Source organism: Halocella sp. SP3-1 (assembly GCF_003953885.1).
In the GTDB taxonomy this organism is placed as follows: Bacteria; Bacillota; Halanaerobiia; order Halanaerobiales; family DTU029; genus Iocasia; species Iocasia fonsfrigidae.
On record NZ_CP032760.1, the window covers coordinates 1,410,137 to 1,436,121 of the forward strand.

Below are 25,985 nucleotides of genomic sequence, written 5' to 3' on the forward strand. Positions count from 1 at the left end.
GTTTTATTATGTCATGGAACAAAAAACTTATAAAAAATCTCAACTGGTATATTCCATTAACTGTCTTTTTATTAATTATAATTGGTATTATTGCCATTAGTAGTGCCCTTGAATTAAATAAGACTGATTCTATGGGACTAATATATGTTCAACGGCAGGTTACTGCTGCTATTATGGGATGTATTCTTGTAATAATAATTCAATTCTTCGATTACCGGGTTTATAGGTATTATGCTGATATTATCTACCTATCAACAATTGGAATTCTGGGAATTATCCTTGTAGTGGGGCATACAGTTGCTGGGGGAAAAAGATGGTTAAATTTTGGCCCTATTAATTTTCAACCCTCTGAACTGGCAAAAATAATGCTTATTCTTGTACTGGCGGCTGTTATTGATGAAAAAAAGGATGATTTAAAACATATATTTGGTTTTGTAAAACCATTTATATATGTGCTGGTACCTTTTGTGTTAATTATCTTACAGAATGATCTGGGGACTTCTTTAGTACTGCTTGCTATTTTCATAGGTATTCTTTTTGTTTCGGGTGCCAATCTAAAGATCATGCTGGGTGTTTTTGGTGGTGGTTTTTTGTCTGTAGTAGCATATATATTGTCACATATATATCTGAATGTACCATTATTTTTCTTAAAAGAGTATCAGTTAAATAGACTAATTATTTTTATAAATCCTGATTTAGATCCCTATGGTAGAGGCTATAATATAATTCAATCTAAAATTGCCCTGGGTTCAGGGAAACTGCTGGGAAAAGGATTATTTGCTGGTACCCAGAGTCAGCTGGAGTTTTTGCCTGAAAAACATACAGATTTTATTTTTTCAGTTATTGGGGAGGAATTCGGTTTTCTGGGGGTAATTATAGTAATCCTACTCTGTTTTTTTCTGTTATGGCAGATACTTGAAGTGGCCAGCAAGGCTCGGGATGATTATGGGCGTTTCATAGCTACTGGGGTGGCAGCAATGTTTTTCTTTCATATTATCGAAAATATTGGTATGACAATGGGCCTAATGCCGATAACCGGTCTTCCTCTTCCCTTTGTAAGTTATGGTGGGAGTAGTATGCTTACTTCGATGATTGCTATTGGTCTGGTGATTAATGTTAATCTAAGAAGGAAGAAGATCATCTTTTAATTAACAACTAAAACTGTTTAGTATATTTTTTCCCTCTTTAAAATATATAATTAAAGAGGGGGGATTATAATGGGGTTTCCGGGATTAGTTTTAAGGGTTAACCCCCTTTTTTTATTAGTGCTTCTTTTATTTTTTTTTGTAGGTATGATTAAAGAGGCCCTGATAGCTTTTACAATTGTTTTTCTTCATGAACTGATACATATTATTTTTGCCCGGCAGTTAGGCTATAGTTTTACTAGGTTGGAGTTATTCCCTTTTGGAGGTATGGCTGAATATAAAGGCTTATTGGAAATGGAACCAATTAAAGAGATAATAGTATCAATGGCTGGTCCAATGGCTAATCTCCTGGCATTTGCTTTTCTTTTGTTTTATCAGTTAACAACTCATAAGCAGAATGAAATCTTACAGATATTTATAAATTACAATCTTATCATTGCCAGTATTAATTTAATACCTGCTTTGCCGCTTGATGGTGGGCGGGTACTCAGGGGTTTGCTTGTTTTAAAAATTGGTTTTAAGAGGGGTACATTAGCAGCTGTCAAGATATCAAAATATATTGCTTTTATTTGTGGTGTTTTTGCTCTGCTGGCTATTGTCTTTGCCAGGTCTAATATATGGATTCTATGTCTGGCTTTTTTTGTATATACAGCTGCTTTGAAGGAAGAGAAACAAATCCTCTATTATTTTCTACGTTTTCTTACACAGCGGAGTGATTTTCTCGGGGATATGAAAGTTAAAGAACTGGCAGGAGAGGTGGTAGATATCTCTTTGCCTGTACGGGAAGCGGTGTATTATATAAATCCCAGTAGGTATAATCTCTTTTTTGTTGTAGACAAAGGGGATATAAGTGGTATTATAACAGAGACAAAATTATTGAAGACCTATTTCTGCCATCATAAAAAAGATATTCTAATTAAGGATATATTATCAGTGTAAATATTTATAAACAAAAGCAATTAGGGATATAATCTTAGAATCGGAGAAAAGATATTATTAGGGGTGATATTAATGGACCTTTCTAACAGGCTTGAAGGACTTCTATATAGGGTTACTAAACCCAGCAGGTATATAGGTAATGAATGGAATGTAATTAAAAAGGACTGGCAACCTGACTTGACCAAGGTTGTAATGGCCTTTCCTGATCTCTATGAGATAGGCATGTCACATCTAGGTTTAAAGATTATTTACCACCTTTTAAATCAGCAGGGGGATATTCTCTGTGAAAGGGTATATGCCCCCTGGACGGATATGGAAGACTTGATGAGAAAAGAAGAAATACCACTGTTTTCTTTAGAAAGCAGAAGGGAAATCAGGGATTTTGATATCTTTGGTTTTACTTTGCAATATGAAATGAGTTATACAAATATTTTAAATATGCTTGATCTGGCTAATATACCATTATATAGTAGGGACAGGGATGAGGCATATCCCCTTGTTATTGCAGGTGGTTCAACAGTATATAACCCTGAGCCGCTGACTTCTTTTATAGATTTATTTTTTATCGGTGAAGCAGAAGAGGGGATAGTTACTCTTGTCAGGAAATATAAAGAATTACAGAAACAGGGTCTAAAACGAGAAGAGATTTTGTATCATTTAAGTCAATTGCCTGGTGTTTATGTGCCTCGTTTTTATGATCTAAAATATAAAGAAGGTGGAGTAGTTAGCGGGATTTCTATTAACAGAGAGGGTGTAAAACCCTCTATCTCCAAGCAGATTGTCTCTAATCTTGATGAGGCATTTTATCCTGTTGATTTTATTGTACCCTATCATGATATTGTACATGATAGGGCTGTTATTGAGATTGCCCGGGGGTGTACCAGGGGCTGCCGCTTTTGCGCGGCAGGGATAAGTTATCGTCCTATCAGGGAACGTAAGAAAGAGACAGTTATTAGACTGGCAGATGAAATACTGGAAAGTACAGGTTATGACGAGTTATCCCTGACTTCACTTAGTGCAGTAGATTATAGTGATATAGCTGGTCTGGTTAAGAGCCTGGCTCATCGTTATGAGAATAAGAAAATAAGTATTTCTTTACCGTCTTTAAGGGTTGATCGTTTCTCTGTTAATCTGGCCAAAGAGATTCAGCGGGTAAGGAAATCTGGTTTAACTTTTGCACCTGAAGCTGGTACACAGCGTTTAAGGGATGTTATCAATAAAGGTGTTAATGAAGAAGATATTTTTGAGGCAGTAAAGGGTGCCTTTGAAGAAGGTTGGTCAACAATAAAACTTTATTTTATGATGGGACTCCCCTTGGAGCGGGATGAGGACCTGGCAGGTATCAGCAAACTGGTTAAGGATATTTTAAAACTTGGTAAGTCGATTAGAAGTCAGCGGAAAAAGCGAATGAGGGCAATTAAGATACATGTCAGTGTTTCGACCTTTGTTCCCAAACCTTTTACCCCCTTTCAATGGGCTAAGATGGATGGCAGGGAAGAGATAGTCAGTAAGCAGAATTACCTAATTAATAATATTAAAGGTAGAGGGCTTTCCCTGAGTTGGAATGACCCTGAGCTGAGTTTGTTAGAGGGGGTTTTTTCAAGGGGTGACAGGCGCCTGGGTCCGGTGCTGGAATCAGCCTGGAGGAAAGGCTGCCGTTTTGACGGCTGGAGTGATAGTTTTGATTTTGAAAACTGGCGGCAGGCTTTTCAAGAGAATGAACTAAGTATAGAAGAGTATTTACGGGCCAGGGATGTAGATGAGATCTTTCCCTGGGATCATATTAATATGGGGGTTAGTAAAGAATTTTTACAGCAGGAATACCAACTGGCAGAAAAAGGGGTTCTTACTGAAGACTGCCGAAATGCTGGGTGTACTGGTTGTGATATTTGCAGTGAATTAAATACGAAACTGGAGTTAGTTGGTGATAATTAATGTTGATGAGGGTTAAATTTGCTAAATTGAAACCTGTTCACTATATATCTCATCTGGAGTTGATGGCTCTCCTACGTAGGGCCAATAGAAGGGCAGGACTCCCTGTTTCTTATTCAGAGGGGTATAATCCACATCAGAAGCTGGCCTTAGGCCAGCCGCTCCCTGTCGGTATGGAAGGTGAGAATGAATATTTTGATCTGGAATTAAATGAAGATATTAGTGAAGAGGATTTTGTAGATTGTTTAAATAAAAAGCTGCCTGAAGGAATTAAATTACTGGAGGCAAGGGTGGTTTCAGATAGTGTTAAGTCCTTGATGGCAGTGATAAATACTGCTGTCTATCAAATTAAGATGGATTTTGATGGTAAACAGGATGAAGAAAAGCTAATAAGAGAGTTTATGTCTTTACCGGAAATCAGGATAATCAGGTATAGAAGAAATAAGGATGATCGGGTTATTGATTTAAGACCCTTAATCTATAAAATTGAGGTAATCAGGGATTTCCTCTGGGAGTTTACTGTTAGTACTGGTAGCCGGGGGAATATTAGGCCTCTTGAAATTGTCAGGGCATTAGGGGAATATTTTGAAGTGATAAAGGAGGTTCCTTTAATTAATATTAAAAGAGAAGGGCTCTATGTAAGGAGAAAAAACAAATTATATGAGCCTTATGATCAGATAATAACCGGGAGTAGTGATTAAAATGAGCCGGCAAATAATAATAAATTCAGGGATTCGTGAAAAAAGAGCAGGTATATTGGTAAATAATCGCTTGGAAGATGTTTTTTTTGAACAGGATACATATGAACAAATTGCAGGTAATATATATTCTGGAATAGTAAGGGATGTCCTACCGGGTATGCAGGCAGCTTTTGTTGATATTGGTAGTGATAGAAATGCCTTCTTACATATTAGTGATTTGTTTCCAATTTTAAATACAGACCAGCTTGAACGCTGGAAAAATAACAAATTGGGTATTCAACATGTTCTTCAACCAGGGCAGGAGTTATTAATACAGGTTATTAAAGAGGCAATTGGTAGTAAGGGCCCGAAAGTAACATGTAAGATAACTATCCCTGGCCGTTATTTTGTTTTGTTGCCTTATGAGAATAGGGTAAATATATCCAGGAAGATAAATGAGCCAGAAGAAAGGCAGAGACTTTCTAAACTGACTGATAAATTGTTAGGAGATAAATATGGTGTTATAATCAGGACTAATGCTGCTGGTAAAGGGTATGATGAACTTAAAATGGACCTGGATTATTTAACCCATACCTGGGATGAAGTGCAGAATGAGAATAGTAAAAAAAATGCCCCCAGTTTAATTTATCAACATGTTGGCCTAATACAGCAGATTATACGTGACCACCTATCTGATGATATTGATAAACTTGTGATAGATAATCATGATGATTATCAAAAAATAGTAAGAATGTTAAATAAAATAAGCCCTCATTTAAGCAAAAAAATAGTTTATTATCAGCGTAAAAACCCTATTTTTACTGTTTATGGAATAGAAAAGGAATTGTCCAGAGTCTTAAATCGCCGTGTCTGGCTGGATTCTGGTGGTTATATTATCATCGATAAGACTGAAGCACTGGTAGCAATAGACGTCAATACAGGTAAATATACCGGTAAAAAGAACCTACAGGATACTGTTTTTAAAACAAATCTTGAAGCAGCTAAAGAAATAGCCCGACAATTAAGACTGCGTGATATTGGTGGTATTATAATTATAGATTTTATAGATATGACTATTAGAGAACATCAGGAAAGGGTACTGGCAGTTCTCAGCAAGGAGTTGGCCAGAGATAAGACTAAGACTGCCTTATTAGGTTTAACCCAGCTTGGTTTAGTAGAAATGACCAGAAAAAAGGTCAGAGAAGGTTATGGTGAGTTAATACAAAAGGAATGTCCCTACTGTCAGGGTACTGGTATGGTTGTATCAGAAGGGACTATGTCTTTAAGGGTTATCAGGGAGATAAATGAACTGGCTGTAAACGAGGATTTTTCTGCTTTATATCTAGAAATGCATCCCCGGGTAGCAGCTGTATTAATTGGTACTGGTGGGGAAAAACTGGCAGAATTAGAAGAAAAATTTGCCCTGGATATTTATGTAAGTGGTAATGATGAGTTACATATAGAGGATTATACGATAAAGAAAGGCAAGAAAGAAGAGATGGCTGACCTTGCTCTACCAGTTAAAGAAGGGGAAGAATATAGACTGCTAATCGAGGAAAAGCAGTTAAATAATCCAGAGGACGGGATAGCTCGTATCAAGGGATATATTATCATTATTAAAGGGGGCGGACATCTGGTTGGGGATAAGCTAAACGTCAAGATTACCGATGTTGCCCGCACTTTTGCCAGGGCAGAGATAATAAAATAGCTTAATAACTTATACTTCCTGATATAGGGCTCCCGATATGGGGCCCTTTCTCTATAAGGCAAGCTTTAATTGATGTAACTAGATGGCTACAGGCTACAGCAGCAGAGCAGCTTTAACAATTGATAATTATTTACAGATGAAGTATAATAAAAGTGTGGGTTATCAGGATAATTGATTTATTAAGATTATTAAGTTCTAATAGGGGGTTTAGAAGTGAAGAGGATAGCTATATCTCTGGCTGAGTTTGAACAGATTATTGAAAAAAATTATATATATGTCGATAAAACTAGATATTTATATGAGATAGTAAGTAAGGATAAATATTATTTTCTATCCCGCCCCAGGAGATTTGGTAAAACATTATTTATAGATACTTTAAAAACATTTTATGAAGGAAAGAGAGAGTTATTTAAGGACTTATATGTCTATGACCAGGAATGGGACTGGGAAGAATATCCGATCATCAGACTTGATTATAATGAAATAGAAAATAAAACTACAGATATCATGAAAATGGAAATTGAAGAGATATTACAAAAATATGCTGAAAGTTATGGAGTAACACTGGGGGCTGCCCGGATATCCACTAAATTTAGTGAACTGGTAAAAAAACTGTCACAAAAATATAATAAAGGTGTAGTTATTCTAATAGATGAATATGATAAACCGATAATATCAAATCTGGGAAAAGATCTCGGAGATGAGCAGAAAAGACGTTTGCAGATAGCTAAGGAAAATCAGGAATTTTTAAAGATACTATACGATAATTTGAAGCCTCTTGAACCATACTTACAGTTAGTATTTATAACAGGTGTATCTAAATTCAGTAAAGTTTCTATCTTTTCTACACTTAATAATCTTATTGAGCTGGATATGCATCCCAGGTTTTCAGCAATGCTGGGCTATACAGAAGAAGAACTGAGAGATAATTTTAAAGAACATTTTGAGGCATTTGCTGATAAAATGGATATTAGGTTAGGAGAATTATATGAAAAATTTAAGCTAATGTATAATGGATTTAGATTTAGTGATGAGGCAGAAAAAGTATATAATCCCTATTCCATAGCTAAAGCACTGGATTATCAAAAAATAGATAATTACTGGTTTGAAAGTGGCACACCTACCTTTCTAGTAGATTTAATTAAAGAGCAGAAATTTGATGTTACCGGACTTGATAATTTAGAGGTCGGTAGAAATAAGTTAAAGGCATATGATATAACAAAATTAAAGTTAATACCACTGCTGTTTCAGACAGGATATCTAACAATTAAAGATGTAGAAGATAATATAATATATACACTGGGTTATCCCAATCATGAAGTAGAAGGGGGGTTAACCCAGAATTTACTAGAAGAATTTACTGATGATAGAGTAGAAACTCCCATTATCCACCGCATAAAAAAATCACTGCTTAATAGAGACTATGAACAGTTCATGGAATACATGAAATCATTGTTTGCAAGTATAGCCAATATAAATATTCCAAAATCACTGGAGGAAAGGGAACACTACTATCACAGTATCTTCTATATGGTTGGTGTACTATTTTCTGACAACAACCTGAATGTATATTCTGAGCTTCTAACCTCTGAAGGCAGAATAGATATGCTGGTGAAGACAGAAGAGAATATATTTATTATCGAATTTAAATGTAATCAAAGTGCTGAAAAAGCAGTTGAACAAATTAAAGAGAAAGACTATGCAGATAAGTTTAAGATAGAAGAAAAAGAGGTAGTTTTAATTGGAATAAACTTTGATACGGAAAAGAGAAATGTAAGTGAATTTGAAGTTAGACACAATGACAAGTAAAATTTAACAAGTAAAAAAGTTAATAATAATAGGCTCATTCTATTTGAAAATATCTCCCTTTTTAAACAGGGGAGATACTTTATTTGTGCTCTTTATAAGTAGTAGCTTTTAAGGGATAAAAAGGTAAGTTTTCACATAAAGAAAACTGGCAAGATTTTAGTTATATCTCTAAATATAATTTTAACGCAAAATAAAAGGAAACAAACGAGCCCGTCCCCATTCTTCTTTTAAAATCTATTTCTTCTCCCATTTTATTTCATAACCAATTATATTTGCAATTTCTTTCACTTCTTTATATTGTATAGTTTGGCGGCGTAATTTATTGCTTAAATTTTGTATTATTTTTAGCTAACTTTAAAACATACTTCTTTATTTTAAGCGCATATTCTAAAGCTTTTTTAGTTTCCTTATCACTAATTGTTGAAAAATCACCAGGATATCTAGCTTCAACAGCAAATTCATTTAAATATTCTGCCGAGAACATGATGTTATCAGGAATATCCTTATTGAGAAGTTCTAAAAGATAAGTTAAGTTATGTGATTTTCTAAAATCAATTTGTAGTAAAACTAATAATCCTTTAATATATTTTTCAGATGATTGTTGACAGTGAAAACAAGTAATATGATTAAATTCTTTAAAAAGTTTTTTTGCTGCTTTAAGATCTTTTTCTGCAAAGTCAAACCAATCTTTAACTAGCGATTGTACTTTTTTGTTCATATAAAATTTTACCCTCCTCTTTAATATGATAAGCTATCGTACCTCTTATTTGGCATTCATCTTTAAATTCTTGAGGAGTGTACACTAACATATCTACTGGGTAATAATTGTTGCCTCTTAATTCTTTTCTGAATTCTAAAGCTCGTAATCTTTTTGGCTTGTCAGTTTCTTCAATAATTAAAAGATCAATATCACTATCTTTATTTGCATCATTTCTTGCTTGTGAACCAAAAAGATATACTATTTGGGGGTCATAAAATGAAACTATCTTTTTTAATATAAAATCAATATATTCATTTATAGACATAAAAACACCTCCAAATATATTATACTTACTTGTTAATATAATAATTCAATATAGATAAAGAATATCCTTTAGATAAATAAAAAAACATGCTCGACTATCATATAACAAATCAAGAGTATTTCCGCGGATGCAGCCGTTAATGCCGATAATCTAGCAGGGTGAAAGTCCTTGTGTTATTAGTTGACCGAATTAGATGACTAGCACATCCAACGTATAGTGAGGTAGCAGCAATGATTACAAATATCGAGTTTTTAGAAAAGCCTAAAAAGGCGATAGCTAATGTTAGTAACGGTATTGCTATTAATAAAATAAAACCTTTTTTATCATACGTTTTGCCGATAATTATCGCTACCACTGTGTCAATAGCCATTGCTACAGCATATAAGGTTGGAATCTGTGCTTCCGGAATAACATTTTAAAATCTGTTCTTCTCCCACTTTATTTCATACCCCAAAGCCTTTGCTATCCTTTCAGCCTCATCATATCTAAGAGAACCCCTAGACAATTTATTACTCAGGTTTTGAACAGTATCATTTTTATTATACTTTTTATTGAATATTTCTGTTAATTCAGTTAAGGTCATATCTTCATCAATAAGTATTTTTTTGATAGTCTTTTTTGCAGTCAATATTACCGCCTCCTTGAATATTATACTATAAAGTTTAATGATATTCAAAATTGTTAAAAAAAATACTTGACAGTATAAATAAAATGATATAAAATTAAACTATAATAAAAAATAATATACTAAAACGTGTAAAAAAAGATACAGCTAAAAATTAGTGAAGTTATAGGAAAACTGGAGGCCCTAACCAGAGAGTTATCTTATCTTAATGAGAGTAAATAATAAACTAGAAAAGATTTTTGGCTTTGTATATCAGAAGTAGAAAAATGTGGGTATACACCGGGTTCAGGGACGGGGTCCAAATAATTTATATATTAAAAAGTGCTATCTAGAGGAGAGCCGGATAATATCCGAGTACTTATAAATTTGAAAAAAGTGCTTGCCATGATAAGTCTGATATTGTAATTACTTTATAGCTAGAAAGTGCAAGGGGGGCTTTCAGGCATATACCCCAGAGAGTATCAGGTTATTCCTCTGGAATAATTTCCAGCACCTGATTAAAGTCAGTAATATCTAAAGCTTGCATTATTTCTTCTAAAGTTTTAAAGTGGATTGAGGCAGTATTATTATTAACTAAATTATAAGTAGTTGAATAAGCAAGTCCAGTTTTATCGGCAAGCCAGTAAATAGATTTTCCTTTGTCATTTAGTATATTGTTGATTTTAATATTAATCATAATATCACATCCTCTTATATATTATATAAGACACATAAAAGGAACACAATATGTATGATATACCATAAATAGCATTGACAATATATAGTATGTACGCTATAATTAAATAACAGACTAAATTAAATGAATTATGAAAGAGGGCGCTTTATAGCGTACTGTAAATTTAGAGCATAGTCTGGGCTATTAAAGGAATCATAGAAAACCAGAAGGGAGCTTGATTAATGAATATGGTTGAAAGTATTATTAATCTTATTTATGAAAATAGAGTTGAGGACCTGGACAGGCTTATGCATGAAAAGGAAATCATTGAACTACAGGAAAAAGCCGTTAATACAAATGAGTTTGAAGAAAGACATGATATAATATTCCAATTGAATATTATGGTATCAAAATTTTCATATAAAACAGGGTTTAGAGATGGTTTAAGACTTTTAATAGAAATAATTAGTATAAAAGAGTGATAAACATAGCTCCAGGAAATGGCGAAGGGACTTATTGTAAATGATGCTGGGGCCAAAGAAAAGGATTACCAGCTGATTGCTAATTACAAAAACAATATTTCTTTATCAAATTCGACTGCTAAAAAAAGGTAAAAAAAGTAAAATACATTCACTTGACTTATTAAGCAATATATGCTAAAATAAATTCTGTGCCAAAACCGCACGGCAAGGGCTTTAAAATGCTGTAGAGCTGCCCGATTCGGCGAGTCTGAGGTAAGGGAGGTGGAGTACTTGTACGCAATAGTAAAAACTGGAGGCAAACAGTATCAGGTTGAAGAAGGGAAAATTATTAAGATAGAAAAACTCCCTGTGGCTGAAGATGGAAGTGTTGAGTTTGATAAGGTTTTATCAGTAGTTGATGATAATGGTGCTAAATTCGGTCGTCCCTATCTCGAAGGGGCTAAAGTAAGTGGTAAGGTGATCGAACAGGGTAAGAACAAGAAGATTATTGTTTTTAAATACCGCCGCAAAAAACGTTACCGCAAAAAAACCGGACACCGTCAACCATATACAAGGGTCTTAATAGAGAAGATTGAGGCGTAGTCCAATATTATATAATTCTAAACATATAGGGGGGTGGAATTGATGTCCAAGAAAAAAGGTGTTGGTAGTTCCAGGAATGGTCGTGATAGTGAATCTAAACGACTGGGTGTTAAAAGATTTGATGACCAATTTGTAAAGGCAGGTAGTATACTGGTTAGACAGAGGGGTACTAAGTTTCATCCCGGTTTAAATGTTGGTAAAGGAAGCGATGATACACTATACTCTAAAATTGATGGTTATGTTAAATTTGAAAGGAAGGGTAAAACTTCCCGTCAGATTAGTGTTTATACCGATAGTCAATTAGAAAGTATAGCTAATTAAGGTAATTTACCTGAATTTTAACCCTCAGTGCATAATAGTGCTCTGGGGGTTTTTTACATATTGAAATTTCAGAACTTTAAAGACCGACATATATCTGTCTGGTTTATAATTTATTGATTAAGTTTGGCTGGTGAAACCATTTTGCTTTAAGTAAATATTGTTTCTTAAGGGAAAGATAATAAAGGAAGGGGGTATAGCTTTGTTTCTTGATGAAGTGGAATTTAAGGTAAAAGGTGGAGACGGTGGGAATGGTGTAGTTAGTTTTCGCCGTGAAAAATATATAGATATGGGTGGACCTGATGGTGGTGATGGTGGTGATGGTGGTAATGTTATTTTAAAGGTTGATGAAGGACTGAATACCCTATCAGACTTCCGCTACCAGAAGTACCGTGAAGCTGGGAGGGGGACACATGGTTCAGGGAGTAATAAGCACGGACGTAATGGGGAAGACCTTATCTTGATGGTGCCCCCAGGTACAGTTGTTTATAATGCTGATTCAGCTGAATTAATGGCTGACCTGACAGATGATGGACAGGAATTTATTGCAGCCCATGGTGGTAAAGGTGGTAAAGGAAATGCCAGGTTTAAGAAACCTACCCGGAAAGCCCCGCGTTTTGCTGAACAGGGTGAAACAGGAGAAATTGTTAATCTTCGTCTGGAGTTAAAATTACTGGCAGATGTAGGATTGCTTGGGTTTCCTAATGTAGGCAAATCAACATTAATTTCTAGTGTTTCTGAAGCTAAACCTAAAATTGCTTCTTATCATTTTACAACCCTTAAACCCAATCTGGGTGTAGTCTCAATTGGAGAATACCACTCTTTTGTAATGGCTGATATACCTGGATTGATAGAAGGGGCCCATCAGGGTATTGGCCTTGGAGATGAATTTTTGCGTCATATTGAAAGAACTAGACTATTAATTCATGTAATAGATGTATCGGGGATAGAGGGGAGAGAACCAGTAAAGGACTTTCACTTAATAAATAATGAACTGGCAAAATATAATGAAAGACTGGCCAGCAGACCTCAACTTGTTGCCCTTAACAAGATTGATATTCAACAGGCAGAAGAAAATATAGTTAGAGTGACCGAGGAACTCAAAAAAGAGGGTTATGAAGTATACCCTATCTCTGCCGTAACCCATCAGGGTGTTAATGATCTAATATATCGGGTAGGAGAGATACTGGCTGAACTCCCGGAAGAAGAACTCCCTGAAATTGAAGATGGAATGGTAATGATAACCCCTGATTTTGATGAGGAAGAAAGCCTTGAGATTAAGAGGCTTAATGGAGATTTGTATCAGATAAAGGGTGAGCTAGTTGATGAATATGTCCAGAAGACTGATTTTAATAATGAAGACTCTGTCAAGAGATTACTCAGGGTACTGCATCATCATGGACTTGGTAAGTTAATGAAAAATGCTGGTGTTCAGGAAGGGGATACAGTTCAAATTGGTCCTATGGAATTTGATTATATTGAGTAAATAGTGAATAGTAGCTAGATTTTCTTAAATTAAAGAGGGAGAGATATTATGTTAACAGCTAAACAGAGGAGTTACCTCAGGGGAAAAGCCAACAGGCTTGATCCACTACTTCATATAGGTAAAGATGGTATTAATAAAGGTTTAAAAGAGCAACTGGATACTCTTCTATTTGATCATGAATTAGTAAAAGGTCGTGTTTTAGATAATTCTTTAGAGGATGTTCAGGGTGTTGCCCACAAATTGGCAGCTGACTGTCAGGCAGAACTTGTTCAGGTGATTGGTAGTGTGTTTGTGTTATATAGGGAAAATCCGGAAGAATCTATTTATAATTTGCCGGGTTGAGGTTAAGTTCTTGCAGCTCTTGCTAAAGGGTCATTGTTTTTGATATTATAGAGAAAGAAAATAGTTGAGGAAGTTGGGGTTAAGATGCTTGTAGTAAGCCTTAATAATATTGCTAAGTCATATGGTGTTACAGATGTATTAACTGATTTTAGTCTTCATGTAAACCAGGGGGAAAGGGTTGGTTTAATCGGGCCTAATGGTTGTGGCAAAACAACTGTCTTTAAAATTATTGCTGGTTTTGAACCCTATAGTTCTGGCAATCTATCCCTGAAAAGAGGGATAGAGATAGGTTATCTAAGTCAGTTGCCTGATTTTGAAGACGATCGGACCATAATTGAAGAGCTGAGGACAAATTATTTCCATCTAATAGAGATGGAAAAGAAATTACGTTTCCTTGAAGAGAAGATGGCTGTGAGTAATAATAATATAGATCATGATAAACTTATGAAGAAATACAGTGAGTTGCAACACAGCTTTGAACGTGAGGGTGGTTATGAGTATGAAAGCAAGATAAAAAAGGTTGCCCTTGGTATGGGTTTTACTAAAGAAGAATTAAACCAGCGTATTGTTAATACATTAAGTGGTGGTGAAAAAACCAGATTGGGTTTAATAAAGCTCTTATTATCTGAACCTGATCTCCTTTTACTTGATGAACCCACTAACCACCTTGATTTATCATCAATCCAGTGGCTTGAGGACTATCTTAGTGATTACCAGGGTACAGTGATAGCTATCTCTCATGACCGCTATTTCCTGGATAAGGTAGTCGAGAGAATTGTTGAGTTGAGGGATGGTAAAAACGAAGAATATAATGGGACTTATACTTATTATTTAGAAGAAAGAAAGAGACGTTTTGAACAGAGATTGCATGAATATGAAAACCAGCAGAAGAAAATTAAAAAGATGGAAGAGGCTATTGAACGTCTTTATGTATGGGGCCGTTCAGCGGATAATGCCAAGTTCTTTAAAAGGGCTAAAAGTATGGAGAAATCGTTAGATAAGATAGATAGAATAGATAAACCCATTCTTGATGGTAAACAAATGGGATTGGATTTATCTGTTGATGAACGCAGTGGTAAAGAGGTTTTAACTATTCGGGACCTTGATAAAGGATTTAATAAAGAGCAAATTATTAAAGACTTAAACCTAAATCTTTACTGGGGAGAAAAAGCGGCTATTATAGGCAAAAATGGTAGTGGTAAGACAAGCCTTTTGAAAATGATTTTAGGGGATTACCACCCTGACAGTGGTGAGATTAAAGTTGGAAGCAATGTAAAAATAGGCTATTATAGTCAGGAATTTGAAGGGTTTAACCCAAATGATGACCTGCTTACTGCCCTGCGCAGGGAGTGTTCTATGACTACAGCTGAAGCCAGAAATGCCCTGGCTGCTTTTCTCTTTACAGAGGATGAGGTTTTTAAAAAGGTAGCTGACCTAAGTGGTGGGGAAAAGAGTCGACTCCGCTTACTTCAATTAATGAACGGTAGTTACAATTTCCTTATTCTTGATGAACCTACTAATCACCTTGACCTTCCATCACGTGAGATACTGGAAGAAGTCTTAGCAGAATACAGCGGCACTGTAATGGTTGTTTCCCATGATAGATATTTTCTTAACAAAATAATTGAGCTTACTTATGAATTAATTGATGGTAGTTTGCTTAAATACTATGGTAATTATGATTATTATCGAAAAAAGAAAGAAGACATAATACAGGAAAAAGATAAGATAGTTGATGAGGAAAAGCCTGAGATGTCTGATTATCATAAACTCAAAGAAAAGGCAAGGCAGGAAAGACAAAGAAAAAATAGCTTAGCCAATATTGAAGAAGAGATAGAAACAAAAGAAGTTCTTATTAAGGAAATAGAAGAAGAGATGACAGCTCCAGAGAATATTACTGATATTAAGTTATTAAATAAATTAAAAATTAAATATGATAAATTAAAACAGGGTTTGGCAGAGTTATATGAAGAGTGGGAGTCCTATATATAATTTTTATGCAGGAGAGTGGGCTTATTAATAAGCCCGCTCTCCTGTTGTAAGTTGTGCTTAGAATCCTTGTTTAGATTGATAATAGGCAGAACCTATGTCTTCATCCCTTGTGCCGGAACTAAATTTAGCCCCGTATTGATTAACTCCACCGCCCTGCTGTATTGAGGGTTGATAGTAATTGTTATTTTGGGCATACTGGCTCTGACCGGTGTTATTGTTCAGACCATACTGCATGTTAGCAGGCTGATTACCGGTATACTGACTCCTGATATTATTCTGGGGAGCGTTTTGAGCAGGCTGGGATTGATAATAGGCAGAGCCTATGTCTTCGTCCCTTGTACCGGAACTAAATTTAGCTCCGTATTGATTAACCCCGCCGCCCTGCTGCATGGAGGACTGATAGTAATTTTTATTTCGGGCATACTGGCTCTGACCGGTATTATTGTTTAGACCATACTGCATGTTAGCAGGCTGATTACCGGTATACTGACTCCTGATATTATTCTGGGGAGCGTTTTGAGCAGGCTGGGATTGATAATAGGCAGAGCCTATGTCTTCATCCCTTGTACCGGAACTAAATTTAGCTCCGTATTGATTAACCCCGCCGCCCTGCTTTATTGAGGGCTGATAGTAATTGTTATTTCGGGCATACTGGCTCTGACCGGTATTATTGTTCAGACCATACTGCATGTTAGCAGGCTGATTACCGGTATACTGACTCCTGATATTATTCTGGGGAGCGTTTTGAGCAGGCTGGGATTGATAATAGGCAGAGCCTATGTCCTCATCCCTTGCCCCGGAACTAAATTTAGCCCCGTATTGATTAACGCCACCGCCCTGCTGTATTGAGGGCTGGTAGTAATTGTTATTCCGGGCATACTGGCTCTGACCAGGGCTTGTGTTTTGTAAGCCTTTATTTTGGGCAAGATTTTGTATATTAGGGTTACCCTGATTTCCCTGTTGCAATTGAGTATAAGCCTGTCCAAGGCCCGGCCCGGCATGCATCTGTTGGTTTACGGCATTTTGTTGAAATGCTTGATTATTATTTTGATTCAAAAGCATCAACTCCTTAATTATATTGCAGTATACTGCATTTATATTATTAACATAATTACCATAAATATGATGTTATTTTTAACCAGAAAATAGATTTTATTTTTTTATAATTATAAAATGATAGAGAAATAATTATATATATACCAGGTATTCAGGCAGGTATTAAGATAGTTTTAGAGAATTATATAATATTAAGTAGATAAGCTTATTTAGCTAATTTTTGATATATTTTTAATAACTGTAATACTGGAAAGGGGTGTTTTAGTGTCTTTAAGAAGGATTGACCGTGCAGTTATAATTATTCTTGATGGTGCAGGTATTGGTGAATCACCAGATGCCGCTGATTTTGGTGATATAGGTACAAGTACAATTCCACATGTTGCTGAAAAAGTTGGGGGATTGAATCTCCCTAATATGGAAGAATTGGGTCTTGGTGCGATAGCCCATGTTAAAGGTCTTAAACCAGTAGGAAAAAGAGGAGCCTACGGGAAAATGGCTGAAAAATCAGCAGGCAAAGATACTACTACCGGACATTGGGAGATTGCTGGCCTGATCACAGAACAGAAGTTCCCTACATATTCACAGGGTTTCCCTGATGAGGTAATTCGACCTTTTAGTGATAAGATTGGCAGAGAAATCCTTGGTAATTACCCGGCTTCTGGTACAGCAATAATTGAAGACCTGGGTAAAGAACATATGGAGAGTGGAAAACCTATTGTTTATACTTCGGCTGATAGTGTTTTTCAGATTGCTGCCCATGAGGAGATTATTCCAGTTAAGAAATTATATAAATACTGTAAGATAGCACGCAAAATATTACGAGGTGAGCACGCTGTGGGCCGGGTTATTGCCAGACCCTTTATTGGCAGACCAGGCAGTTTTATCCGGACAGATAGGAGGCATGACTTTTCACTCAAACCAGTGGGTGATACCATTCTGGATATCCTCTCTAATAGTGGTTTAGATGTTATGGCAGTGGGTAAAATAGATGATATTTTTGCTAATAGAGGTATAACAAAGACGAATCATGTTATTGATAATATGGATACAGTTGACGGAACTCTGGAATTTATGGCAGCCCCTAAGAAGGGTTTAATTTTTGCTAATTTAGTAGAGTTTGATATGAACTATGGGCATCGTAATGATCCTATGGGATTTGCCCATGCCTTAAAGGACTTTGATGATCGGCTCCCAGAGATAATAGAGCTGATGACTGAAAGAGACCTGTTAATAATTACAGCAGATCACGGGTGTGATCCTACTACAGCAGGCACAGATCATACCCGTGAATATGTACCACTGCTGGTTTATCATCATGGTTTAATAGGGCCAGTAGACCTGGGAATACGCAAATCTTTTTCTGATATAGCTGCTACGCTGGCGAAACTCTTTGCTGTAGAGGGAATAGAAAATGGTAATGATTTTTCTGGATTGTTAGGATTATAATATAGCAATTTATGGGCTTGGGAGGGATTGATAATGGAAAATATATTGGTAGTAGGTAGTATGAATATGGATCTAGTTGTTAATACAGACAGGGTACCTGATAAAGGGGAGACAATAATCGGAAAATCTTTTGAGCAGGTACCTGGTGGTAAAGGTGCCAACCAGGCTGCAGCAGTTGGTAAACTCGGTGGCAGAGTATCATTTGTTAGTGCCTGTGGCAAAGATAGCTTTGGTGATGATTTATTGAGTTCATTACAGGATAAAGGGGTAGATACCAGCTCGGTTTTTACTCTAGATGATAACACTGGAATAGCGGCTATTACTGTAGAGGAAGATGGTGATAATAGAATTATTGTTGTCCAGGGAGCCAATGCCAGTTTATCCCCTGAAATGATTGATCAGGTTGAGGGGAAGATAAAAGAGGCTGCTTATCTGCTTTTACAGATGGAGATTCCCCTGGCTACTGTTATTCATACCATTGAACTGGCTGATTTTTATCAGACCAGGGTTATCCTGGACCCTGCTCCAGCACAGGGATTACCCCGGGAGATATACAGTAAAATAGATTATTTACTTCCCAATAGTGGTGAATTAGCACTTCTGTTAGAGGAATATGATTTAAGGGATGAAGAAGATAAAATTGGGCAGTTACTGGACTGGGGAGTAAAGAATATTTTAATAACAAAGGGTTCTGAAGGTGTGACATTGTATCAGAAAGGTAGCCAGCAAGTATATCCTACCCTTAAAGTTAAGGCAGTTGATACAACTGCTGCCGGGGATACATTTGCAGGTGCATTGGCCTTTGGCCTACAAAAAGGTTGGGATATAGATAGGTGTATATCCTTTGGAAATAGGGCAGCGGCTATATCTGTAACAAGAGCGGGAGCACAGAGTTCAATCCCTTCTTTTGCAGAGGTTGAAAATATGAAGGGAATATAGTCGGTGTATAGATATTTGATTAAGGAGTGGTAGTTAATGAGTACACATATTGCTGCAGAAAAAGGGGAGATTGCCAGGACAATTTTATTACCTGGTGACCCAATGAGGGCTAAGTTTATAGCTGATAATTTTTTAGAAGACCCAGTATGTTATAATCAAGTTAGAGGGATGTATGGTTTTACTGGTACTTATCAGGGTAGGGAGATTTCTGTACAGGGTACTGGTATGGGTATGCCTTCAATTTCAATTTATGTTAATGAATTAATCAGGGATTTTGATGTTAAGAATTTAATCAGGGTAGGTTCCTGCGGTTCTTTTAGTGAAAAGGTTAAAATAAGGGATATTATTCTGGCAATTGGTGCCTGTACCAATTCTAGAAATAATCAGCTTCGTTTTAATGGACAGGATTATGCCCCTACAGCAAATTTTACTTTATTAAATAAGGCAGATAACATTGCTAATGAAAAGGGTATTGAGGTTAAGGTAGGAAATGTTTTGAGTTCAGATTTGTTTTATGGTGATGATCCAGATGCCTGGCAGGTATGGAGTAGATATGGTGTGCTGGCAGTTGAAATGGAAACTGCTGAATTATATACCCTGGCGGCAAAATATGGTGTCAGGGCTCTATCAATTCTTACTGTTAGTGATTCGGTTGTTACAGGAGAGGCTACTACAGCAGAAGAAAGGGAGAAGACCTTTACTGATATGATTGAAATTGCCCTGGAAACGGCTGAATAAGCCACTTGAAATTTTCTGTAAAACTAATATTTTTTAAGACTGCCATAGAGTAAACATTTAGTGGCAGTTTTTTATACTTGGAAAAACAGGGTATAATTGATTAGAAATTAAGTAAAAATAAAAAGGAAATTAAATGAAGTTTAGAGAACTTAATAAATAAACAAATTATGGAGTGAATCAGATATGACAATAGGTTTTTTTGATTCTGGTATTGGGGGGCTTACAGTATTAAAGGAGGCCTTGCAGCTTTTGCCTCAAGAAGATTATGTCTATTATGCAGACACAGAAAATGTCCCCTATGGAACAAAATCCAGGGAAGAAGTAAGACAGCATATCTTTAATGCTGTTAATTTTATTAATCAATATAATATAAATGCATTGGTAGTAGCCTGTAATACTGCCACAAGTATTGCGATACGAAGGCTGCGCCAGCTTTATGATTTTCCAATCATCGGTATGGAACCGGCAGTTAAACCAGCTGTAAATAAAACAGATGACAAAAGGGTCCTTGTCCTGGCGACACCTTTAACCATTCAGGAGGATAAGTATAAAAATCTGGTCAGCCGGATAGATGCCAGACACATTGTTGATTCTCTTGCACTCCCTGAATTAGTTAACTATGCTGAAAACTTTATTTTTAATGATAAACTGATATTAACATATTTGAAAAAAAAGTTAGCGCCTTTTGATTTAGATGATTACGGTACAATAGTTTTAGGTTGTACCCATTTTATATATTATAGAGAAATTTTTAAACAGTTAGCAGCAAATATTGATATTATAGATGGTAATTATGGGACAGTTGTTCATTTAAGGGATGTATTAGCAGATAGTCAATTTGATTTGAAACAGGGTAGTGGTGAAGTAAGGTTTTATTCTTCGGGGAAAGAGGAGATAGGGAAATATAAGAAGTATATGAGGGTTTTAAATCAGTATAAGATTAATAAATAGAATGCGTTTTCTTTTATATACAGCTAGTTTTTGAGTCCTTCCTAAAAAAACCTGGAATTCCACATAGATTTTGCCGACACTTCAGTGGCCAGTATCCCTTTTAGGCTAAAGGCAGATAAGGCCTTTATGTTGATTGATGAAGATGTGTTACAGTTTGGTTTTGGAAATAACGGGATTAAGATTAAGGATGGAGAGATAAATATCTCTTAGTTAGGAATGGATATTAACAGTCAAATATATTTCTATGGAAAAGTCTATGTGTCTATGCATAGACTTTTCTTTTATTTTTGCTTTTGGATGATTATTTATTCTCAAGAAGTATTCATAAGTAACAAATTATTAAGCCTGGCTGTTGAATATTTTTATATAATCGGCCATTATCCCTGTATACAGGGATATATTCCTTAAAATAAGAGACCTGTAGGCTAAAATGCTTTATTATATTATATAAGCCCATAATTTATGGTGTAATTATTATTAGGGAGATTAGAATAATGTAATATGAAATTAGATAGGGGATGATGCTATATGAAGTACAGTAGAATACCAGAAAAACAGGGGCTTTATGACCCGCGTTTTGAACATGATGCCTGTGGGATGGGGTTTATTACCAACATAAAAGGTAAGAAATCACACAGGATTGTTCATCAGGCATTAGAAATATTGGTGAACCTATCACATAGAGGGGCAACCGGTAGTGAAGCAAATACAGGTGATGGTGCTGGTATTTTAATACAGTTGCCACATAATTTTTTTGCCAAGGAGACTGCTAAACTCGGTTTTTCCCTGCCGTCTGCTGGGGAATATGGTGTGGGGATGGTTTTTTTACCCCGGAAGAAGGCTTATCGGAAAAAGTATCAAGCATTTTTTAATAAAATAATTGAAGAAGAGGGCCAGCAATTATTAGGTTGGCGTGATGTACCAGTAGATGACAGTGGGATTGGTAATTCTGCCCGTGAATGTATGCCCCATATCTCTCAGGTCTTTATAGGGCGTAATGACAGCTTATCAGATGATATGGCTTTTGAGAGAAAGCTTTATGTGATCGGGAGGCGGGCTGAAAAAGAGATAAAGAGTTCTGATATAGCACAAGGAATATATCTGGCCAGTATTTCTCACAGGACAATTGTCTATAAAGGGATGTTAATGCCAGAACAGGTGGAAGATTTCTTTCTGGATCTAAGTGATCCCAATATAGAAACAGCAATTGCTCTGGTACACTCCAGATTTAGTACCAATACCTTTCCCAGTTGGGAAAGGGCTCATCCCAATCGTTATATAATCCATAATGGTGAGATAAATACAATGCGTGGTAATGTTAACTGGATGAATGCCCGTCAGTCTATGATGGAGAGTGAACTCTTTGGGGATGACCTTGAAAAAATATTTCCAGTAATTAATCCGGCTGGAAGTGATTCAGCAATGTTTGATAATAGTCTGGAGTTTCTAAGACTGACTGGCCGTTCCCTACCACATGCTGTCATGATGATGATTCCAGAACCATGGGAGAATAATGATAGTATTGATCAAGAAAAAAAGTCATTTTATGAATACCATAGTTGTTTGATGGAACCATGGGATGGACCGGCTGCTATGGCCTTTACTGACGGTATACAGGTTGGGGCAGTACTGGATAGGAACGGTTTGAGGCCTTCCCGGTATTATGTTACCAGTGATGACCTGGTTGTGCTTGCCTCTGAGGTAGGGGTAGTTGATTTACCAGAAGAAAAAATCATAAGCAAACAGCGTTTAGAACCAGGGAAAATGTTGTTGATTGATACCAGTAAGGGTAAAATTATCAATGATCAAGAACTAAAAAAAGAGATTGCTGGGGAATATCCCTATGATAAATGGCTTGATGAAAACCTGCTGCATATAGATGCGCTGCCAGTTGGGGAGGTAAAGGAAAACTGTCTGGGACATGAGACATTAGTCCAAAAACAGAGGGCTTTTGACTATACCTATGAAGAAATACGAAAAATACTAATACCTATGGCGGAAAATGGGGTTGACCCTGTTGGGGCTATGGGGAATGATAGTGCTTTAGCGGTTTTATCTGATAAACCCCAGTTACTATATAATTATTTTAAGCAGTTATTTGCTCAGGTTACTAATCCCCCTATTGATTCAATTCGGGAGGCAATTATTACTGCCACCAGAACCAATCTGGGGTCAGAAGGGAATTTACTAAACCCTGGTCCAGAGAGCTGCCGACAAATAACATTACCTGGACCAGTTCTTGATAATGGTCAATTAGCTAGATTGTTAAATTTAAAAATAGATGGTTTCAAAACAGAGAAGCTTTCAATTCTATTTAAGATAGAAGATAATGGTAGAGGGTTAGAAGAAGCGATGGAAAAGTTATTTGCTGAGGCAGATAGATTAATAGATGAGGGGGTAAATATACTGGTTCTCTCTGATAAGGAGATAGATAGGGATAAGGCCCCTATTCCTGCTTTGCTGGCTGTAGCCGGGCTGCATCACCATTTAATCAGAACAGGCAGGCGTACTTCTGTTAGTTTAGTTCTGGAGTCAGGGGAACCACGGGAAGTACATCATTTTTGTCTCCTCTTAGGTTATGGTTTGCAGGCCGTTAATCCCTATTTAGTCTTTGAATCACTTGATGATTTAATAAAACAGGGTTTGTTAGAGACAAAGAGTTATGACAAGGCTGTTAAAAAATATATCAAGGCTGCTACCAAAGGAATTGTAAAGGTAATGGCCAAAATGGGCATCTCTACAGTACAGAGTTACCGGGGAGCACAGATATTTGAAGCTCTGGGTCTAAATGATTCAGTTATTGATAAATACTTCACCGGGACTCCTTCACGTATTGGAGGTATCGGTCTTGCTGAAATAGCTAGAGAAACTATTATCAGACATCAGAATGGTTTTAACAAAAAAGGTCCGGAGAGTAAAACCCTGGAATCTGGCAGTACATTTACCTGGAGAAAAGATGGTGAAAAACACCTATATAACCCAGAGACAATATATCTTTTGCAGAGGGCCTGTCGTGAGGGCAACTATGACTTATTTAAGGAATATACATCTTTAATAAATAATCAGGCTGAAGAGATGTCTACTTTGCGAGGTTTATTAGGTTTTAATTATGATGAGGTCGAATCAATTCCACTGGAAGAGGTAGAATCAGTAGAGTCGATCTGTAAAAGATTTAAGACAGGGGCCATGTCTTATGGTTCGATTAGTAAAGAGGCTCATGAGACACTGGCTATTGCTATGAACCGTATTGGTGGGAAGAGTAATACTGGTGAGGGTGGTGAAGACCCTGAACGGTTTACGCCAGACCCTAATGGTGATTCCAGGTGTAGTGCCATTAAACAGGTTGCTTCCGGTAGGTTTGGGGTTACTTCCCATTATCTTACAAATGCCAGAGAAATCCAGATAAAAATGGCCCAGGGGGCCAAACCAGGTGAAGGTGGACAACTACCTGGTAAAAAGGTATACCCCTGGATTGCTAAAGTCAGGGGAACAACACCTGGTGTTGGCTTAATCTCACCACCACCCCATCATGATATTTATTCAATAGAAGACTTAGCAGAGTTAATCCATGACCTGAAAAATGCCAACCGGGATGCCAGGATAAATGTTAAGCTTGTTTCTGAAGTAGGGGTGGGCACTATTGCCGCTGGTGTTGCCAAGGGTAAGGCAGATGTTATTCTTATCAGTGGTTATGATGGTGGTACAGGGGCTTCACCGAGAACAAGTATTAAACATGCTGGACTACCCTGGGAATTAGGTCTTGCTGAAACACATCAGACCCTGGTGTTAAATAAGCTACGCAGCAGGGTTAAACTTGAGACAGATGGTAAACTGATGTCTGGTAAAGACCTGGCTGTGGCTGCATTACTGGGGGCAGAGGAATATGGTTTCGCTACTGCACCTTTGGTGGTAATGGGTTGTGTTATGATGAGGGTCTGCAACCTTGACACCTGCCCAGTAGGGGTAGCTACCCAGAATCCTGAACTAAGGAAGAGGTTTGCTGGCAAAGTAGAGCATCTTGTTAATTTTATGCACTTTATTGCCCGGGAAATGCGTGAAGAAATGGCCAGACTTGGTTTCCGGACAGTAGATGAAATGATCGGCCGTGTTGATAAACTTAAACGGGATAAGGCTTTTAAACACTGGAAGGCCAAGGGCTTAGACTACTCAAAGATACTCTATCAACCTGAAGAAAGTGCTCAGACAGCTACTTTCTGTCAGATCAAACAGGACCATGGTATAGAGGAATCCATGGATATGAAAGAATTGCTTCAGCTAGCTAAACCAGCCTTAGATAAGGGTGAAAAAGTAGAATTTAACTTAAAAATCAAGAATATAGACCGGGTAGTTGGTACAGTTCTTGGTAATGAATTAACCAAAAAATATGGTGCAGCAGGTCTACCGGCCGATACCATCAAATTAAATTTTGTAGGTTCTGCCGGTCAGAGTTTTGGGGCATATATACCACAGGGTATTACCCTGACTTTACAGGGTGATTCTAATGACTATATCGGTAAGGGTTTATCAGGTGGCAAAATAATTGTTAAGGTTCCTGAGGATGCTGATTTTAGTTCTGAAGATAATATAGTAGTAGGTAATGTAGCCTTTTTTGGGGCAACTTCAGGGGAGGCCTATATCCAGGGTGTTGCTGGAGAAAGGTTTTGTGTAAGAAATAGTGGTGTTCATGCTGTAGTTGAAGGTGTCGGTGACCATGGATGTGAGTACATGACAGGAGGTCGTGTTGTTATATTAGGGAAAACCGGGCGAAACTTTGCAGCTGGAATGTCTGGTGGTGTAGCATATGTTTTTGACCGGAAAGGTAATTTAGCCGACCGGACAAATCAGGCCATGGTTGAACTGGAACCTTTACAGGAAGAGAATGATATTAACTTTGTTAAAGAAATGATTAAAAAACATCTTAATTACACCGGGAGCAGCTATGCCAGAAAGATTCTTGATAACTGGTCTGACAATGCAGCTAAATTTGTCAGGGTTATGCCTCGGGATTACAAACGGATGATTGATGCGATAAATAGTTTTGAAGAAGAGGGGCTAAAAAAAGATGAAGCACTGATGGCTGCTTTTGAGCAAAATAATAGTGATGCAGCAAGGGTTAGTGGTAATTAAGATTATGA

Annotated in this window: 24 protein-coding genes and 1 other annotated feature; of the genes, 19 read left to right on the forward strand and 5 right to left on the reverse strand. The window is 36.7% G+C overall.

Features of this window, described 5'->3' with window-relative positions:
- Positions 1-8 precede the first annotated feature (8 nt).
- From rodA to D7D81_RS06740, 6 genes are all read left to right on the forward strand, one after another.
- Positions 9-1,148, forward strand: a complete 1,140-nt coding sequence (rodA, locus tag D7D81_RS06715) for a rod shape-determining protein RodA (protein ID WP_125988499.1) — start codon at positions 9-11, stop codon at positions 1,146-1,148.
- A 69-nt stretch (positions 1,149-1,217) separates the two neighbouring features.
- Positions 1,218-2,084 (forward strand): M50 family metallopeptidase, encoded by an 867-nt coding sequence (locus D7D81_RS06720; protein WP_125988501.1) that lies wholly within the window; start codon positions 1,218-1,220, stop codon positions 2,082-2,084.
- A gap of 72 nt (positions 2,085-2,156) precedes the next feature.
- Positions 2,157-4,019: a TIGR03960 family B12-binding radical SAM protein gene (locus D7D81_RS06725; RefSeq protein WP_125988503.1), complete on the forward strand. Its 1,863-nt coding sequence runs from the start codon at positions 2,157-2,159 to the stop codon at positions 4,017-4,019.
- Positions 4,019-4,717, forward strand: a complete 699-nt coding sequence (locus tag D7D81_RS06730) for a TIGR03936 family radical SAM-associated protein (protein WP_125988505.1) — start codon at positions 4,019-4,021, stop codon at positions 4,715-4,717. The genes D7D81_RS06725 and D7D81_RS06730 overlap by 1 nt, the downstream gene beginning before the upstream one ends.
- A gap of 1 nt (position 4,718) precedes the next feature.
- Entirely contained in the window at positions 4,719-6,404 is a 1,686-nt protein-coding gene (locus D7D81_RS06735; RefSeq protein WP_125988507.1) for an Rne/Rng family ribonuclease, read from the forward strand.
- A gap of 213 nt (positions 6,405-6,617) precedes the next feature.
- A complete protein-coding gene (locus tag D7D81_RS06740) occupies positions 6,618-8,213 on the forward strand; it encodes a PD-(D/E)XK nuclease domain-containing ATP-binding protein (RefSeq protein ID WP_125988509.1) in 1,596 nt (531 codons plus the stop codon).
- A gap of 319 nt (positions 8,214-8,532) precedes the next feature.
- Here the strand turns inward: D7D81_RS06740 and D7D81_RS06750 are convergent, their stop codons facing one another.
- Entirely contained in the window at positions 8,533-8,931 is a 399-nt protein-coding gene (locus D7D81_RS06750) for a HEPN domain-containing protein (RefSeq protein WP_125988511.1), read from the reverse strand.
- The gene (locus tag D7D81_RS06755) at positions 8,903-9,238 is read right to left on the reverse strand and encodes a nucleotidyltransferase domain-containing protein (RefSeq protein WP_125988513.1); all 336 of its coding nucleotides are present in this window, start codon (positions 9,236-9,238) and stop codon (positions 8,903-8,905) included. The genes D7D81_RS06750 and D7D81_RS06755 overlap by 29 nt, the downstream gene beginning before the upstream one ends.
- Before the next feature lie 230 nt (positions 9,239-9,468).
- Here D7D81_RS06755 and D7D81_RS06760 point away from each other — a divergent pair, with 230 nt between their 5' ends.
- Positions 9,469-9,657 (forward strand): hypothetical protein, encoded by a 189-nt coding sequence (locus D7D81_RS06760; protein WP_125988515.1) that lies wholly within the window; start codon positions 9,469-9,471, stop codon positions 9,655-9,657.
- Here D7D81_RS06760 and D7D81_RS06765 read toward each other — a convergent pair.
- Together D7D81_RS06765 and D7D81_RS06770 are read right to left on the reverse strand one after the other, a co-directional pair.
- On the reverse strand, positions 9,654-9,866 hold the full coding sequence (locus tag D7D81_RS06765) for an LLM class flavin-dependent oxidoreductase (RefSeq protein WP_125988517.1): 213 nt from the start codon (positions 9,864-9,866) through the stop codon (positions 9,654-9,656). The genes D7D81_RS06760 and D7D81_RS06765 overlap by 4 nt on opposite strands.
- 463 nt (positions 9,867-10,329) lie before the next feature.
- The gene (locus D7D81_RS06770) at positions 10,330-10,539 is read right to left on the reverse strand and encodes a helix-turn-helix domain-containing protein (protein WP_125988519.1); all 210 of its coding nucleotides are present in this window, start codon (positions 10,537-10,539) and stop codon (positions 10,330-10,332) included.
- Positions 10,540-10,760: 221 nt separating this feature from the next.
- On the opposite strand from D7D81_RS06770, the gene D7D81_RS06775 reads away from it, so the two are divergent.
- The 6 genes from D7D81_RS06775 to abc-f all read left to right on the forward strand — a co-directional run bounded on the left by D7D81_RS06775 (position 10,761) and on the right by abc-f (position 15,720).
- Positions 10,761-11,000, forward strand: a complete 240-nt coding sequence (locus D7D81_RS06775) for a hypothetical protein (protein ID WP_125988521.1) — start codon at positions 10,761-10,763, stop codon at positions 10,998-11,000.
- Positions 11,001-11,185: 185 nt separating this feature from the next.
- Positions 11,186-11,259: a sequence feature (ribosomal protein L21 leader region), on the forward strand.
- Between the two features lie 11 nt (positions 11,260-11,270).
- Positions 11,271-11,582 (forward strand): 50S ribosomal protein L21, encoded by a 312-nt coding sequence (rplU, locus tag D7D81_RS06780; RefSeq protein ID WP_125988523.1) that lies wholly within the window; start codon positions 11,271-11,273, stop codon positions 11,580-11,582.
- 42 nt (positions 11,583-11,624) lie between these two features.
- Positions 11,625-11,903, forward strand: coding sequence for a 50S ribosomal protein L27 (gene rpmA, locus D7D81_RS06785; RefSeq protein ID WP_125988525.1), 279 nt, complete (start codon positions 11,625-11,627; stop codon positions 11,901-11,903).
- 199 nt (positions 11,904-12,102) lie between these two features.
- Positions 12,103-13,386 carry a GTPase ObgE gene (obgE, locus tag D7D81_RS06790; RefSeq protein WP_125988527.1) on the forward strand — a complete coding sequence of 428 codons (1,284 nt, stop codon included), beginning with the start codon at positions 12,103-12,105 and terminating at the stop codon, positions 13,384-13,386.
- Positions 13,387-13,434: 48 nt separating this feature from the next.
- Positions 13,435-13,728 (forward strand): ribosome assembly RNA-binding protein YhbY, encoded by a 294-nt coding sequence (yhbY, locus tag D7D81_RS06795; RefSeq protein WP_125988529.1) that lies wholly within the window; start codon positions 13,435-13,437, stop codon positions 13,726-13,728.
- Between the two features lie 84 nt (positions 13,729-13,812).
- Positions 13,813-15,720 carry a ribosomal protection-like ABC-F family protein gene (abc-f, locus tag D7D81_RS06800; protein ID WP_125988531.1) on the forward strand — a complete coding sequence of 636 codons (1,908 nt, stop codon included), beginning with the start codon at positions 13,813-13,815 and terminating at the stop codon, positions 15,718-15,720.
- A gap of 57 nt (positions 15,721-15,777) precedes the next feature.
- On the opposite strand, the gene D7D81_RS06805 is transcribed toward abc-f, so the two are convergent.
- Positions 15,778-16,776, reverse strand: coding sequence for a hypothetical protein (locus D7D81_RS06805; RefSeq protein ID WP_125988532.1), 999 nt, complete (start codon positions 16,774-16,776; stop codon positions 15,778-15,780).
- A 264-nt stretch (positions 16,777-17,040) separates the two neighbouring features.
- Between D7D81_RS06805 and D7D81_RS06810 the strand changes: the two genes are divergently transcribed.
- The 6 genes from D7D81_RS06810 (at position 17,041) to gltB (ending at position 25,977) form a co-directional block, all read left to right on the forward strand.
- Positions 17,041-18,222 carry a phosphopentomutase gene (locus D7D81_RS06810; protein WP_125988534.1) on the forward strand — a complete coding sequence of 394 codons (1,182 nt, stop codon included), beginning with the start codon at positions 17,041-17,043 and terminating at the stop codon, positions 18,220-18,222.
- 33 nt (positions 18,223-18,255) lie between these two features.
- Complete coding sequence (gene rbsK, locus D7D81_RS06815) at positions 18,256-19,161, forward strand: ribokinase (protein ID WP_125988536.1); 906 nt, start codon at positions 18,256-18,258, stop codon at positions 19,159-19,161.
- Positions 19,162-19,197: 36 nt separating this feature from the next.
- Complete coding sequence (deoD, locus tag D7D81_RS06820) at positions 19,198-19,899, forward strand: purine-nucleoside phosphorylase (RefSeq protein WP_125988538.1); 702 nt, start codon at positions 19,198-19,200, stop codon at positions 19,897-19,899.
- 183 nt (positions 19,900-20,082) lie between these two features.
- Positions 20,083-20,850: a glutamate racemase gene (gene murI / locus D7D81_RS06825; protein WP_125988540.1), complete on the forward strand. Its 768-nt coding sequence runs from the start codon at positions 20,083-20,085 to the stop codon at positions 20,848-20,850.
- Between the two features lie 84 nt (positions 20,851-20,934).
- Entirely contained in the window at positions 20,935-21,060 is a 126-nt protein-coding gene (locus D7D81_RS20065) for a hypothetical protein (protein WP_286170293.1), read from the forward strand.
- Between the two features lie 318 nt (positions 21,061-21,378).
- Positions 21,379-25,977, forward strand: coding sequence for a glutamate synthase large subunit (gene gltB / locus D7D81_RS06830; protein ID WP_125988542.1), 4,599 nt, complete (start codon positions 21,379-21,381; stop codon positions 25,975-25,977).
- The last annotated feature ends 8 nt before the right edge of the window (positions 25,978-25,985 follow it).